Source organism: Kitasatospora sp. NPDC059803 (assembly GCF_042732255.1).
In the GTDB taxonomy this organism is placed as follows: Bacteria; Actinomycetota; Actinomycetes; order Streptomycetales; family Streptomycetaceae; genus Kitasatospora.
In genome coordinates, this window is record NZ_JBHWIJ010000006.1 from 17770 (window position 1) to 32570 (window position 14801).

Annotated in this window: 13 protein-coding genes; 6 read left to right on the top strand and 7 right to left on the bottom strand. The window is 70.2% G+C overall.

From position 1 onward, the window contains the following. Window positions 1–66: 66 nt before the first annotated feature. From ACFV6I_RS01905 to ACFV6I_RS01915, 3 genes are all read right to left on the bottom strand, one after another. On the bottom strand, window positions 67–1521 hold the full coding sequence (locus tag ACFV6I_RS01905) for an NYN domain-containing protein (RefSeq protein WP_380423263.1): 1455 nt from the start codon (window positions 1519–1521) through the stop codon (window positions 67–69). A 296-nt stretch (window positions 1522–1817) separates the two neighbouring features. Continuing rightward, a complete protein-coding gene (locus tag ACFV6I_RS01910) occupies window positions 1818–2864 on the bottom strand; it encodes an aspartate-semialdehyde dehydrogenase (RefSeq protein ID WP_063347192.1) in 1047 nt (348 codons plus the stop codon). A 100-nt stretch (window positions 2865–2964) separates the two neighbouring features. Beyond that, window positions 2965–3855 (bottom strand): dihydrodipicolinate synthase family protein, encoded by an 891-nt coding sequence (locus ACFV6I_RS01915; RefSeq protein WP_380423264.1) that lies wholly within the window; start codon window positions 3853–3855, stop codon window positions 2965–2967. A gap of 72 nt (window positions 3856–3927) precedes the next feature. On the opposite strand from ACFV6I_RS01915, the gene ACFV6I_RS01920 reads away from it, so the two are divergent. Beyond that, complete coding sequence (locus ACFV6I_RS01920; RefSeq protein ID WP_380423265.1) at window positions 3928–4815, top strand: LysR family transcriptional regulator; 888 nt, start codon at window positions 3928–3930, stop codon at window positions 4813–4815. A gap of 42 nt (window positions 4816–4857) precedes the next feature. Here the strand turns inward: ACFV6I_RS01920 and dnaE are convergent, their stop codons facing one another. From dnaE to ACFV6I_RS01940, 4 genes are all read right to left on the bottom strand, one after another. After that, window positions 4858–8391 carry a DNA polymerase III subunit alpha gene (gene dnaE, locus ACFV6I_RS01925; RefSeq protein WP_063347195.1) on the bottom strand — a complete coding sequence of 1178 codons (3534 nt, stop codon included), beginning with the start codon at window positions 8389–8391 and terminating at the stop codon, window positions 4858–4860. Between the two features lie 139 nt (window positions 8392–8530). Beyond that, window positions 8531–9451, bottom strand: coding sequence for a hypothetical protein (locus tag ACFV6I_RS01930; RefSeq protein WP_380423266.1), 921 nt, complete (start codon window positions 9449–9451; stop codon window positions 8531–8533). Window positions 9452–9625: 174 nt separating this feature from the next. Further along, window positions 9626–9892 (bottom strand): hypothetical protein, encoded by a 267-nt coding sequence (locus tag ACFV6I_RS01935; RefSeq protein ID WP_159398403.1) that lies wholly within the window; start codon window positions 9890–9892, stop codon window positions 9626–9628. Beyond that, complete coding sequence (locus tag ACFV6I_RS01940; protein WP_063347198.1) at window positions 9892–10251, bottom strand: ATP-binding protein; 360 nt, start codon at window positions 10249–10251, stop codon at window positions 9892–9894. Before ACFV6I_RS01940 ends, ACFV6I_RS01935 begins: the two co-directional genes overlap by 1 nt. Window positions 10252–10482: 231 nt before the next feature. On the opposite strand from ACFV6I_RS01940, the gene ACFV6I_RS01945 reads away from it, so the two are divergent. The 5 genes from ACFV6I_RS01945 to ACFV6I_RS01965 all read left to right on the top strand — a co-directional run bounded on the left by ACFV6I_RS01945 (window position 10483) and on the right by ACFV6I_RS01965 (window position 14617). Continuing rightward, window positions 10483–11346 (top strand): Scr1 family TA system antitoxin-like transcriptional regulator, encoded by an 864-nt coding sequence (locus tag ACFV6I_RS01945; protein WP_063347199.1) that lies wholly within the window; start codon window positions 10483–10485, stop codon window positions 11344–11346. Continuing rightward, window positions 11339–11530: a DUF397 domain-containing protein gene (locus ACFV6I_RS01950; protein WP_063347200.1), complete on the top strand. Its 192-nt coding sequence runs from the start codon at window positions 11339–11341 to the stop codon at window positions 11528–11530. Before ACFV6I_RS01945 ends, ACFV6I_RS01950 begins: the two co-directional genes overlap by 8 nt. A 525-nt stretch (window positions 11531–12055) precedes the next feature. Then, window positions 12056–12604: a YceI family protein gene (locus ACFV6I_RS01955; protein ID WP_063347201.1), complete on the top strand. Its 549-nt coding sequence runs from the start codon at window positions 12056–12058 to the stop codon at window positions 12602–12604. 351 nt (window positions 12605–12955) lie between these two features. Continuing rightward, a complete protein-coding gene (locus ACFV6I_RS01960; RefSeq protein WP_380423267.1) occupies window positions 12956–13147 on the top strand; it encodes a DUF397 domain-containing protein in 192 nt (63 codons plus the stop codon). A 261-nt stretch (window positions 13148–13408) separates the two neighbouring features. Beyond that, on the top strand, window positions 13409–14617 hold the full coding sequence (locus tag ACFV6I_RS01965) for an alpha/beta hydrolase family protein (RefSeq protein ID WP_380423268.1): 1209 nt from the start codon (window positions 13409–13411) through the stop codon (window positions 14615–14617). The last annotated feature ends 184 nt before the right edge of the window (window positions 14618–14801 follow it).

A 14801-nucleotide genomic window follows, 5' to 3' on the forward strand; every position in this document is an offset into this window, starting at 1 on the left:
ACAAGGGGGCCTGATCACCGAAAACCGGCACGCGGCCCGCCGGGTCCAACCCGGGCCGTGCGCCCGTCAGTCGTCCACGACGACCATCGATCCGCCGGGCACCCGCACCGCCAGTTCCTTCCAGAATCCGGCCCGGATGGCGTAGCGGTCGTGTTCGTCGATCTGGTCGTCCTTGTGCGCGAGCAGTCCGAAGCGGGCGGCGTAGCGGAGGAGTTCGCCGTCGACCCGGTGCGGGATGCGGGGGTAGTCGGGCCAGAGCACGGTGAGCCGTTCGACGTCGCCCAGCCGTTCGCTCCAGCGGCGGGCGAAGACCTGGCCGACTTCGTGGGCGTCGCCGCCGATGGAGGTGATGTCCTCCTCGCGGTCGGCCCAGCGCTGTTCGGCGGTGGTGAGGTGGGCGAGGGTGGGGAGGCTGTCGCCGGCGGTGACGGCGGGTTCGGGGGCGGGGCGGTCGACCCATCCGCGGTCGGAGGACCAGCGCAGGACGGGGCCGGCCTGTCCGGGGGCGCCCGTCGTGCCGACGGCCTGCCCGTTGGTGCCGTGCCCGTTCGCCTGCCCGTTCAGGAACCCGTTGCCGCCGTGCCCGTTGGCGCCGTGCCCGTTGACGAGCCCGTTGCCGCCGTGGCCGTTCGCGAGTCCGGTGCCGCCGTGCCCGTTGACGGCCGGGGCGACGGTGGGGGTGCGCCCGGCGAGGTCCTTGGGGGTGGGGACGACCTTGAGCGCGGCGGCCGGCTGGGACCGCCCGGCGCCTGGGACGGCCCCGACGACAGCGGCCCCGACGGCGGAGGCCCCGAGGGCAGCGGGCACGGCGGCAGCGGGCACGGCGGCCGGGGCGACGGCGGCCGGCTGGACGACCGGGGGCGCCACGACCGGCGCCGCGGCGGGTGCCACCACGGGCGGGGCGCCGGGCGGGGCGGCGAGGATCTTGGCGATCTCCTGGCGGGCGCCGGGCGCCGGGAAGACGTTGGCGTTGTCCCGGAGGCTGAAGGAGCCCTCGATCCACTCGCGGTCGAGCACTCTTCGCTCGTCGGCCTCGCCGACCAGGTCCTCGGACTGGTTGAAGTCGCCGTCCGCGGCCTGGAGCGCCCACAGGTGGACGGCCACGCCGTGTTCCTTGGCGGTCATCATGCCGGGCAGCAGGTCGCCGTCGCCGGTGATCAGGACGACGTCGGCGCAGGCCCGGTTGCGGGCGAGTTCGGAGAGTTCGGCGTGCATGGCGGCGTCGACGCCCTTCTGCACCCAGCGCCCTTCGGCGCGGGTGAGGGCGCCGAGCCGCACGGTGACGCGGGGCAGGACGCGCAGTCGGCGGTGTTCGGGCATCGGGCGCCGGTCGGGGGCGGCATCGAACCAGTAGATGCGCAGCAGCGGAAGCCCGGTCTCGGCTTCGGCACGTTCGCGCAGCGCGGTGATCAGCGCGGTGTGGTCGACGGTGACTCTGGAACGGGATGGGTCACCGGCGAGCAGGCTGGCGGCGGCGCCCAGCAGGTATCCGGCATCCACCAGGACGACACAGCGGTCCATCGCGCACCTCTTTCCACTCGCCCTCGTGTGGGGGTCGGGCCGGGTGGGCGCGGATCCGCCCGTCGTCCGGACGTGGTGGGGTGAGGGGCCCCCGTGGCCGCCCGATCGTTGGGTCACCTTTTCCCCCTGGTTCGCGCGCCGAACCTCGACGGATGTCGCGGTACCGCAACGGCAAGCCCAACGGAACGCAAAGGCGGGCCCCGTTCAACGACGGGGCCCGCCCTTGGTCACGCCGGGGAGTGCGAGCGGGCGCCCCCCGCGAGGTGCGAGCGCCCGCGGCCCGGCGGGGCCGGGTGTCAGCCCTTGAGCTCGGCGGCGACCAGCTCGGCCAGCTGGACGGCGTTGAGCGCGGCGCCCTTGCGCAGGTTGTCGTTGGACACGAACAGCGACAGGCCGTGCTCGACGGTCTCGTCGGCCCGGATGCGGCCGACGTAGCTCGGGTCCCGGCCGGCGGCCTGGAGCGGGGTGGGGATGTCGGACAGCTCGACGCCGGGGGCGGCGGCGAGCAGTTCGGCGGCGCGCTCGGGGCTGATCGGGCGCTCGAAGCGGGCGTTGATCTGGAGCGAGTGGCCGGAGAAGACCGGGACGCGCACGCAGGTGCCGGCGACCTTGAGGTCCGGGATGCCGAGGATCTTGCGGCTCTCGTGGCGGAGCTTCTGCTCCTCGTCGGTCTCGTTGGAGCCGTCCTCGACGATGGAGCCGGCCAGCGGCACCACGTTGAAGGCGATCGGGCGCTGGTAGACCTTGGGCTCGGGGAACTCGACGGCGGAGCCGTCGTGGGCGAGCGCGGCGGCGCCGTCGACGACCTTGGCGGCCTGGTCCTGGAGTTCGGCCACGCCGGCCACGCCGCTGCCGGAGACGGCCTGGTAGGTGGAGACGACGAGCGCGGCGAGGCCGGCCTCCTCGTGCAGCGGGCGCAGCACGGGCATGGCGGCCATGGTGGTGCAGTTCGGGTTGGCGATGATGCCCTTGGGCCGGTCGGCGATGGCGCCGGGGTTGACCTCGGAGACGACCAGCGGGACGTCGGGGTCGCGGCGCCAGGCGGAGGAGTTGTCGATGACGACGGCGCCGGCCGCGGCGGCCTTGGGGGCGAGGGCCTTGGAGGTGGAGCCGCCGGCCGAGAAGATCACGATGTCCAGGCCGGTGTAGTCGGCCGTGGCCGCGTCCTCGACGGTGACCTCGGTGCCCTGCCAGGGCAGGGTGCGTCCGGCCGAGCGGGCCGAGGCGAACAGCCGCAGCTGCTCGACCGGGCCCAGTCCGCCTTCACGACCAGCGCGCTCCGCCAGGATCTCGCGGACCACTGCGCCGACCTGGCCGGTGGCCCCGACAATGCCGATCTTCATTCCGACTACTCCTCTGGATGGTGCTGTCTACAGCCGCACTCTGCCCATCATGCCTTGTCACGAGGGTGCGGCGGCCTGGTGTTCCACGGTGTGAGAGCGGCTAGTGGTCCAGACCACTCACGAGCTTCAGCGCCGCCTCGACCTCCGCCCCGCCGGCCGGCAGCAGCGGCAGCCGGACGTCCGGGGTGGGGATCCGGCCCTGGGCGTGCAGCACGCCCTTGATCACCGTCGGGTTCGGCGCGGCGAAGGCGGCCAGCGCCAGCCCGGTGAGCCGGTGCCCGAGCGCCCGGGCCCGGGCGGCGTCCCCGGCCTGCCAGGCCTGCGTCAGCTCGACGAACCGGGCGGTGGCCAGATGGGCGGAGGCGAGGATGCCGCCGGCCGCGCCGAGCGCCAGCAGCGGGGACAGGAAGGCGTCCTCCCCGGTCAGCACCGCGAAGTCGGCGGGGGCGGCGGCGAGCAGTTCCACCGCCGCCTGGTCCACTCCCCCGGTCGCGTACTTGACGCCCACCACGCCGTCCAGCGCGGCGAGTTCGAGCAGCGCGGCGGCGGACAGCTGCTGCCCGGTGCGGTACGGGATGTGGTAGACGACCAGCGGCAGCGGGCTGCTCCCGGCGAGCGCCCGGAAGTGCGCGACCGTCCCGGCCTCGCCCGGCCGCAGGAACGCCGGGACGGTGACCAGCGCGGCCGCGGCCTGCGGCACCCGCTTGCCGAGCGCGGCCAGCGACTCGGCGGTGGAGCGGGTGTCGCCGCCGTGCGCGCCGACGGTCAGGAGGGCCCCGCGGGCGGCGCAGGCGGCCGCGGCGGTCTCGACCACGGCCCAGCGCTCGTCCTCGCTCAGCGCGGCGGGCTCGCCGGTGGTCCCGAGGGCGACCAGCCCGGCCGCACCGGCCTCCAGCAGCTCGGCGGCGAGCACGGCGAGGGCGTCCAGCGCGACCGTGCCGTCCGCGGCGAAGGGCGTGATCAGGGGGACGTGGATGCCGGTGAGTTCCATGGTCACGATCCTGCGGCCCGCCGATCACCCAGGTCCAGTTCACATTCGTGATGCTTCTCGTAAGCTGAGCCGATGCTCGACGTCCGACGCCTGCGCCTGCTGCGCGAACTCGCCCACCTCGGCACCATCGCCGCCGTCGCCGAGGCGCTCTCCTTCAGCCCTTCGGCGGTGTCCCAGCAGCTGTCCGTCCTGGAGAAGGAGGCGGGCGTCCCGCTGCTGGAGCGGACCGGGCGGCGGGTCGCGCTCACTCCGGCCGGGCGCAACCTCGTCCGGCACGCCGAGGCGGTACTCGCCCTGCTGGAGCAGGCGGGCGCCGAACTCGCCCACGCCCGACGGGGGTTGGCCGGCCCGCTGCGGATCGGCACCTATCCGTCGGCGGCCCGCGCGATCATCCCGTCGGTGCTGGGCGAGCTGGCCGCCTGGCACCCGGGCCTGGAGCCGATGGTGACGGAGGTGGATCCGGCGGGCGTCGCGGCGGCGCTGCGCGCGGGCGAGCTGGACGTCGCCCTGGTGCACGAGTACGACCTGGTCCCGGCCGATCCGGAGCCGGGCCTGGCGGTGACCCGTCCGGTGTTCACCGAGCCGATGTACCTGGCGGCCCGTAGTCCGGGCACGGTCGCCGAGCAGCGCGGCGCGCCGTGGATCATGGCCCCGCCGGGCACGCTCTGCCACAGCATGGCCGTCCGGGCCTGCGAGGCCGCCGGGTTCGCGCCCCGGATCCGGCACCAGATCGACGACTTCGCGACCGTCCTGGCCCTGGTCGCGGCCGGCCAGGGCGTGGCCCTGGTCCCGCAGCTGGGCGCCGCGCAGCCCCCGCCCGGCGTGGTCCTCACCCGGCTGCCGATGTACCGCCGCACCCGGGCCGCCTTCCGCGCGGGCGCCGGTTCCCACCCGGCCATCTCGGCCTTCGTCTCCGCCCTGCACACGGCCGTCCCCCCAGGCCTGGGCGGGCACGGCTGATCCCCCGGGCCTCGCTAAGAGGCACGGGGGATCAGGCGCACGTCAGCCCGCCAGGCAGCTCGGCCCGAGCAGCTGCTTGAGGTCCCCGAACAGCGCCGGGTCCGACTTCACCCGGTGCCGGTCCAGCCGCAGCACGGTCGTCTTGTTGCGGCTCTCCAGCCGCACCCGGACCTCCGTGGTGCCCCGGTGGCTGCCCAGCACCTCGCCGAGCCGGGCGATCAGCGGCGGGGTGATCTTCACGCTCGGGATGTTGATGATGATCGGCGCCTCGGCGTGCGCGTTCGACAGGTCCGGGACGGTCAGCTCCATCCCCATCAGTCGCGGCACGTCCTCCCGCTTGTCCAGCTTGCCGCGCACGAACACCACGGCGTCCTCGACGAGTTGGGCCGAGACCAGCTGGTAGCTGGCGGGGAAGAACATGCAGTCGATCGAGCCCGCGAGGTCCTCGACGGTCGCGATCGCCCAGGCGTTGCCCTGCTTGGTCATCTTGCGCTGGAGGCCCGAGATGATGCCGCCGATGGTGACGATGGTGCCGTCGGGCCGTTCGGCGAGGTCGGCCACCGCGCAGTCGGCCTTGTCGGCGAGCACGTGCTCGATGCCGTGCAGCGGGTGCGAGGAGACGTACAGGCCGAGCATCTCGCGCTCCTGGGTGAGCAGGAAGGACTTCTCCCACTCCTCCTCGGAGAAGACGACGTCGAGGCCGAAGCTGGGCTCGTCGGAGACGGCGTCCCCGCCGAACAGGTCGAACTGGCCCTCGGCCTCCTTGCGCTTGACCCCGACGACGTTGTCGATCATCGGCTCGAACTGCGCGCTGAGGCCCTTGCGGGTGTGCCCGAGCGAGTCGAAGGAGCCCGCCTTGATCAGCGATTCGACGGTCCGCTTGTTGCAGACCACCGACTCCACCTTGTCGAGGAAGTCCGGGAAGGAGCTGAACTTCCCCTTCGACTTGCGGGTGCGGATCATCGAGTCGACGACGGGGCCGCCGACGTTGCGGATCGCGGTGAGGCCGAACCGGACGAGCGTGTCACCGTGCGGGGTGAAGTCCGAGTCCGACTCGTTGACGTCCGGCGGCAGCACCTGGATGCCCATCTTGCGGCACTCGTTGAGGTAGATCGCCGACTTGTCCTTGTCGTCCTTGACGGACGTCAGCAGGCCGGACATGTACTCGGCCGGGAAGTTCGCCTTGAGGTAGGCCGTCCAGTACGAGACCAGCCCGTACCCGGCGGTGTGCGCCTTGTTGAACGCGTAGCCGGAGAAGGGGACCAGGACGTCCCACACCGCCTGGATCGCCGCGTCCGAGTAGCCGTGGTCCCGGCAGCCCTTCTGGAAGGGCACGAACTCGGCCTCCAGGATCTCCTTCTTCTTCTTGCCCATGGCCCGGCGCAGCAGGTCGGCCTGGCCGAGCGAGTAGCCGGCGAGGATCTGGGCGGCCTTCTGCACCTGCTCCTGGTAGACGATCAGGCCGTACGTCGGCTTGAGGATCTCCTCCAGGGGCTTCTCCAGCTCCGGGTGGATCGGGGTGATCTCCTGCTGGCCGTTCTTGCGCAGCGCGTAGTTGGTGTGCGAGTTGACGCCCATCGGGCCCGGTCGGTACAGCGCGAGGACGGCGGAGATGTCTTCGAAGTTGTCGGGCTTCATCAGCCGCAGCAGCGAGCGCATGGGGCCGCCGTCGAGCTGGAAGACGCCGAGCGTGTCGCCGCGTGCCAGCAGTTCGTAGGTCGGCTTGTCGTCCAGGGGCAGATCAAGCAGGTTGATCTTGATGCCCTTGTTCTTCTCGATCGCCTTGACGGCGTCGTCCATGATCGTCAGGTTGCGCAGGCCGAGGAAGTCCATCTTGAGAAGGCCGAGGCCCTCGCAGGTGGGGTAGTCGAACTGCGTGATGGTGACGCCGTCGGTGTGCCGGGTCCAGACCGGGATGTGGTCGGTCAGCGGCTCGGCGGACATGATGACGCCGGCCGCGTGCACGCCGGGCTGGCGGATCAGGCCCTCGATGCCGCGCGCGGTGTCGATGACCTTCTTCACGTCCGGGTCGCTCTCGTACAGCCCCCGGATCTCACCGGCCTCGCTGTAGCGCGGGTGGCTGTTGTCCGTGATGCCGGACAGCGGGATGCCCTTGCCCATCACGTCCGGCGGCATCGCCTTGGTGATCCGGTCGCCCATCGCGTACGGGTAGCCGAGGACGCGCGAGGAGTCCTTGATGGCGGCCTTCGCCTTGATGGTGCCGTACGTGACGATCATGGCGACCTTGTCGGATCCCCACTTCTCGGTCACGTACCGGATCACGTCACCGCGCCGGCGCTCGTCGAAGTCGATGTCGACATCGGGCATGGAGATGCGCTCGGGGTTGAGGAAGCGCTCGAAGATCAGGCCGTGCGGGATGGGGTCGAGGTCGGTGATGCCCATCGCGTACGCGACCAGCGAGCCGGCCGCCGAACCACGGCCGGGGCCCACCGCGATGCCCTGCTCCTTGGCCCACATGATGAAGTCGGCGACCACGAGGAAGTACGCCGGGAACCCCATCTGGATGATGGTGTCCATCTCGTACTCGGCGAGCTTCTTGTGCTCCTCGTCGTACCCGCCCGGGAAGCGCCAGTCCATGCCCTTCCACACCTGGGACTTGAAGAAGTCCGCCTCGGACTCGAAGCCCTCCGGGATCGGGAAGCGCGGCATGAGGTTGCGGAACTTGAACATGCCCTCGGTGTCGACCCGGGAGGCGACGAGCAGCTGGCTGTTGCGGCAGCCCTCCTGCCAGGCGTCCGAGGAGTCCAGGGCGTACATCTCGGCGGCCGACTTGATGTAGTAGCCGGTGCCGTCGAAGCGGAAGCGGTCCGGGTCCGAGAGGTTCTTGCCGGTCTGCACGCAGAGCAGCAGGTCGTGCGCCCCGGCGTCGGCCTCGGTGGTGTAGTGCGAGTCGTTGGTGACGACCGGGGGGATGTTCAGCTTCTTGCTGATCTCCAGCAGCCCGTCGCGGACCCGCTTCTCGATGTCGAGGCCGTGGTCCATCAGCTCCAGGAAGTAGTTCTCCTTGCCGAAGATGTCCTGGTAGTCGGCGGCCGACTTCACCGCCTCGTCGAACTGGCCCAGGCGCAGCCGGGTCTGCACCTCGCCGGACGGGCAGCCGGTGGTGGCCATCAGGCCGCCGGACAGGTCGGAGATCAGCTCCTTGTCCATCCGGGGCCACTTCACCAGCCAGCCCTCGGCGTACGAGCGCGAGGTCAGCTTGAAGAGGTTGTGCAGGCCCTCCTTGTTACGGGCCCAGATGGTCTTGTGGGTGTACGCGCCGGAGGCGGAGACGTCGTCCCGCTTCTGGTGCGGCTGGCCCCACAGGATGCGCTTGGTGTTGGAGCGGGACTCCGGCGCGACGTACGCCTCGATGCCGATCACCGGGGTGATCCCGGCGGCGGTCGCCTGCTTGTGGAACTCGGCGGCGCCGTACATGTTCCCGTGGTCGGTCATCGCGACGTGGGTCTGACCCAGCCGCTCGACCTCCTTGAACATCTGCTTCAGCCGGGCGGCACCGTCCAGCATCGAGTACTCGGTGTGGACGTGCAGATGCGCGAACGGCTGATCGCTCAAGGCGGGGCCTCCGGAGGCGAGTGCGGGTCTGGTGGGCCGGCGAACGCGCAGGTACGCGCAGGTCACGGAAGGTGCCTGGAAACGGATGTGGCCCGGACCACCTCGTGGGGTCCGGACCATCACTCACACGTTCACGCGTCTACTCTAGCTCCCCTTCGGAGCCGGCTCCCTCCGGCTCGGAGCCTCCCGAGCTCAGCCCGGCGAGTCGCGCCCCGGCGGCCTCGCGGACCTCCGCCTCCTCCATCGGATCGTCCCGCAGGTGGGCGAGGCGTTCCCGGACGTGGGGGCGGTCGGGGGCATGCGCGACGGCCGGCAGGCGGGCGCCGGCCTCGCAGTCCCAGAGGCACTCGGTGTACACCTCGGCCAGCCCGACGGGGGCGACGGCGGCCAGTGCCTCCAGGTAGGCGGGGCGCTCGGAGGAGTGCGGCGTCCACAGCCAGAAGCGGCGCAGCAGCGACGCGGCCCCGGCGGCATCGGGGCCGAACCGGGCCAGGCCCCGGGCGGTGTGCATCGGGCCACACCACTCCTGGGCCGCCCACTGCCGCTCCAGCTCGGCCGTCGCCGTGGGCAGATCGCTCGCGATGTGCAGATCACTCGCGCCGCCGTGCTCCGGCAGCAGGGCGCGCGGGCTCGCACTGTCCTGCTCGGGGACGGGGTCCATCGAGCCGCGGGGGCCACGCCGCTGGCGTACGTCCTGCCCGGCCACCCGGTGCTCGCCCTCTCGGACGTGGGTACGGAGTGCTTCCCGGGCCTCGGCGGAGTCGGCGAGTGCGAGCAGCTCCAGGACTCCGGCGGCCCGCAGGCAGGTGTCCTCGTCCCCGGTCAGCAGGTCGACGATCGGTCCGACCGGCAGTTCCAGGTCCCGGACGAGCCGCGCCAGGTAGAGATGCCGGTCGTCCGCCTGCCGGTCCCAGCGCCAGTCCCAGCGGATGCACCCGTAGACCAGGTCGGCGGCTGCCGCCGGGTCCTCCGCCGCCATCTGCGCGCCCAGGCCCCGGCCGCGCTGCAACAGCCCGGGCAGGGTGCCTGCCGGGGCGTACTCGTATCTCCGCTGTGCCACGTGCCCAATCGTCCCTTAGCCCCCGACGGCTGGGCGGCGGGGGCTGGGGAGGTGGGGGTGAGGGGGCTGGGGGTTAGGTGTCCTCGTCGGGCGGGGTCACCTTGAGAGCCGTGATGACACCGAGGACGACCGTGGCGATCGCCAGAGCGAGGAGGACCGCGAAAGCGGTGGCGATCAGGAAACGCACGAGTCGTCGCCTCGCTCGGCGGCGAGGAGGAGGGAGAGGAGGTTGAGGAGAGTGGAGGCGGGGGCGGCGTTGAAGCGGACGAGGATGCGGCCGTCGATGGTCTTGTCGGTGGTGGCCGAGGGCCAGATCAGGCCGAACCTTCGGCCACGTTCCTGGACTTCGGCGAGGAGCGTGTGGATGTGGTCGTCGGTGTAGTGCCGGATCCGGGGGTCGGTCGGCAGCATGGGGCGACGGCGCGGGAGCGGGAAGGACATCAGGCGGCGTCCAGCTCGAACCAGACCATTTTGCCGCGTTCCTGGGGATCCACGCCCCAGCGGTGGGTGAGGCCTTCGATGAGCTGGAGGCCCCGGCCGGACTGCGCGAGGGGCGCCGGCGCTTGCTTCTTGGGGAGGTCCGGGCTCTCGTCACTGACGGACACCCGGAGGGTGGGGCCGACGGCGAGGATGAGGACGAGCGGCGCGGGGGTGCCGCCGTGCCGCCAGGCGTTCACGAGCAGTTCCACGAGCGCGAGTTCGGCATCGTCGGTGACCGAGGGCAGGTACCCGCAACGACCCATCGCGTCCCGGAGGGACTGGCGGGCGATGGCGAGGGAGGGCGTGTTGAGGTGGCGCATGGGGAGTTCTCCCGAGGCGTGATGGTGAGGGAAGAACCGGCGGGCATGCCGCCGAAAGCCCAACGAGAGGGCTTTATTGACGATCCGTCGGATCGCCATGACACCGAACATAGCGCAGATGAGTATCCAAATTTCTACGCTCTCGGGAAGTTCCCCCTATGGTGGTAACTGGTGGACCGGCGCTCGACGAGCGCGGCAGACTTGGCCACACTGCACGCCAGGAAGGAAGCCATGCCGCCACGCTCGAACCCAACGCTCCGTCAACGCCGACTCGGAAGCGAGCTGCGGAGAATGCGCGAGCAAGCCGGGTTTGGCGGCTCACAACTCGGCCGCGTCGTCGGTATGAGCCCCGCCCAAGTGACGCAGATGGAGTCAGGCCGGATCGGCATCAGCGTCGAACGTCTTCACACCATCGCCGCCGCATGTAACTGCGCAAACCGGCCCCTGGTCGATGCGCTCGCCGCCATAATCGCGGAGAGGGGAAAGGGCTGGTGGGAGGAGTACGGCGAGGTCCTCACGTCGGACTTCCTTGAGGTAGCCGAGATCGAGGGGTACGCCGAGAAGCTCTCCATGTGCACGACCACCTACATCCCGGGGCTACTCCAGACCGCCACCTACGCCTCCGCTGTGTTCAAGCGGATCTATCCACCACTGCCTCGCAAGGATGTCGACATCCGAACAGCGTTCCGCGTCCAGAGGCAGCAGGTCGTCCGATCCGGCCGAACGCCGTTCCGAGCGTTCATCCACGAGGCTGCACTGCGGATGCAGTTCGGCGGGCCGAAGGTTCTTGTGGACCAGCTTGAAGCTCTGCTCGAAGACTCCCAGCAGCCCGGAATCTCCGTTCGCGTAGTTCCCTTCGCGGTCGACACCTTTCCCGGGGCCGGTGAGAACCTCACATTCGCAGAAGGGTCGGTCCCCGAGCTCGACACCATTCAGCTGGACGTCTCCCAAGGAGCCCTGTTCTTCGACTCTCCTGCGGACCTTGCCCGCTACCGGGCGATCTTCGCCCGCCTGGCCTCCACAGCTCTCCCCGAAGATGGGTCTCGAAGCTTCATCCGATCCATCAAGAAGGAACTGGAACAAACTTATGCCTGAGTCGACATGGCAAAAATCCAGCTTCAGCGCCTCAAGCAATGAGTGCGTCGAAGTCCGAACGGTCGACGGGCTGGTCGAACTCCGCGAGTCCGACCAGGGCCACCTCACCATCCCCACCACCCCCACCAACTTCGCCGCCTTCCTCCAGGCCGCCAAAGCCGGCGAGTTCGACCACCACGCCTAGTACTGCAACCGCATCTGCGTGACGGATGTGGTGTTGGGCTCGTTGGTATCTCTGTGTGCTGATGAGCTGATGGTCGAGCAGGTCGAGTCGCCCCTCGGGTAGGACGATTTGCAACTCGGGGCTCGGCGCCCCGCAGTGCGGCGGGACGCCGAGCGGGTCCTATCGAATCTCCCTACCCAGAGCTGGAGTCGGTGGCCTATTCGCGGCCGCTTCGAGACGGCCTCGGGGTGCCGACAGTGGCACCGCCATCGCCGGCTCCGAGCGACGGGTCGCCGCAGCTGACCGTGATGGACTGCACCGATCTCCAAATCGCCAGGCAACTGCGCATCAACGCAAGTAGGGTGGAGCAGCGCCTGACACGCGTGTACCGGAACTCGACGTCAAACGCCGAAGAGACCTTCCCATGGGCCTGCGCAACGACGGAACCACGACCGGGCGGACAGGCCCCGGAGGCCTCTGACACGGAGCACTCCCAGCCGTCCTCGTCCCCACCGCGGAACCGACTGCCCCTGCCTAAGGATTCATGTGCCGCACACCTCGGACGACCGACCGACCACCCTTGCAGTCGGCACCTACACCATCGACGCCGGACGCAGCACGATCGCCTTCACCACGCGCCACTTCTTCGGCCTGGGCGCCGTGCGCGGAACGTTCGGCCTTACCTCGGGGCAGGTGCACGTCGCCGCCGAGCCCACTCAGTCGTCGGCCACGGCTGTCATCGATGCCGACAGCTTCTCGACCGACAGCGGTACCCGCGACAGGGTCGTGCGCTCACCCAAGTACCTGGGCACAGCCGCACACCCCCACATAGCCTTCGCCTCGAACGCCGTCCAGTCCACGGACACCGGGTACGTCCTGCGCGGAGAGCTGACCGTCAAAGCCACCACGCGGCCCATCGAACTTACCGTCGAGCAGCCGGAATTCACAGCCGATGGAATCCGCTTCCGCGCCACCACCAGAATCGACAGGTACGCATTCGGTATCACCGTCGACAAAGGCATGACCGCCCGTCACCTCACCCTTTCCCTCGACATTCTCGCCGTACCCGCCGTAGGCGGCATCCCCGGCGACTAGTACTGCAACCGCATCTGGGGGTTGTGGCCTCGGCGTTTGCCGTGGGAGCGGCGGGCTCGGGCCTGGCTGCGTCGGCGGAAGCGTGACCAGCGCAGATGGTGCTCGTTGGTGTGGTGGCGGGGTGTGACGATGAGGTGGCCTGCCGAAACGGTGCGCGAAGCGGGCATGGAAGCCCACTATCACCTCGGACCACGACTCGACCTGCTCAACCGTCAGCTCGTCAGCACACAGTCATACCAACGACGCCGAACGCCAGCGGTAACGACAGATGCGGTTGCAGTACTAGACACACCACGGCGCAGGAAGTCGGCCAGCCCGACTTCCTGCGCCAAACAACCAACGGGGCCCCAAATGACCAACACCAACTGGCAGAAGTCCAGCTACAGCGGCGCGACCAACGAGTGCGTGGAGATCCGCACCGCCGGCGGCCTGGTCGAACTCCGCGAGTCCGACCAGGGCCACCTCACCCTCCCCACCGCCCCCGCCCACTTCGCCGCCTTCCTCCAAGCCGCCAAAGCCGGCGAGTTCGACCACCACGCCTAGCGCAGCGCCGCGTTGATCCTTCGGGGGTTCATGCGGCCTTGAGTGGGCTGCCGTCGTAGGTCCAGCGGCAGGGCTTGGCGTCGTGTTCGTCGTAGCCCAAGACGAAGGTGGCGCTCGACGATGCCGGCGAAGGGAACCCCGCGCCGCACGACATAATCCCGGCGGATGACTCCGGTACCTCGCGGAGGCTACGAACGACACCAGAATGTCTACATCCATGGGCTGATTCGATACGGAGCTGCGGAACCTAGCGTCGATCCCATGAAACGCAATCGCCGTATCAGCGCTGTCGCGGTGTTGGCGCTCGCCGCCCTCGTCACCGGAACCGGCGCCGGGTTCGCCGCCACGACCACACCGTCGGCCACACCGGTGGCCACGCACGCGTTAGACACCGCACCGGCCACGGCCACCGCGCCCACGCGGTCCTTCCAAGGCACGCTCCCCGCGCCGACCGGCCCCTACGCCGCCGGCGAGGACGTCATCCACCTCACCGACGAGAGCCGTCCCGACCCGTGGGTGCCGTCATCCGGCCCCCGCCAACTGACCGTCACGATGGTCTACCCGGCCGTCCCCGGGACCGGGACTCCGGCCCCTTACATGAGCCTCGCCGAGGCAGCCGGAGTCATCCAGCAGCGGAAGTTGCCGGCGAGCTACGGCGTCACCGCACAGAACCTTTCCGGCGTCACCACTCACGCCTTCGACGGCGCGCGGCCGCAGCGCGGCAAGCATCCGCTGGTGGTCCTCTCACCCGCGTACGAGGACCCGCGCATGACGCTCACCTCGCTCGCAACCGACCTGGCCAGTCACGGCTACGTCGTCGCGCTCGTCGGCCACACCTACGAGGACAGCGGCGAGACGCTGGCGAACGGCCAGACGCCGCCGTGCGCGATCTGCGATGACCCGAAGACGCTCGACTTCGACTCCGTCGCCGCCAGCCGCGCGCTGGACGTGTCCTTCGTGATCGACCGGTTGACGCACGGCAATACCGCGTGGCCCCTGGCACACCTCATCGACAAGCACGAGATCGGCATGGCCGGACACTCCATCGGCGGAGCGGCGGCCGCCGCCACGATGATCGCCGACCCGCGAGTACGGGCCGGAGTGAACATGGACGGCAGCTTCCACCCGGCCCCGATGCCCGGCCAGATCAACCGGCCGCTCCTCATGCTGGGTACGGCCGACAACCACCCGGTCGGCGGCCACGACACCTCGTGGGGGCAGGCCTGGGCCGCCCTCGGCGGCTACAAGAAGTGGCTGACGGTCGCCGGCGCCGACCACTTCAGCTTCGCCGACCTGGACCTGCTTCTGGAGCAGGCCGGGTTCCCGACGCCGCCCCTCTCCCCGGAACGCGGGGTGGCGATCACCCGCGAGTACGTGGCAGCGTTCTTCGACCAGACGCTGAAGGGGATCGACAGTCCGCTGCTGGACGGCCCCTCGCCGAACAATCCGGAAGTGCTCTTCCAGTCCTAGTGCAGCGCCGCGTTGATCCTTCGGGGGTTCATGCGGCTTTGAGTGGGCTGCCGTCGTAGGTCCGGCGGTAGGGCTTGGCGTCGTGTTCGTCGCAGGCCAGGACGAAGGTGTCTATGGCCGCGGGGGGCGGGGAGGGGGGGGCGGGGAGTGAGCGGGGGGGGGGGAGAGACGGGGAGGGGGTGTG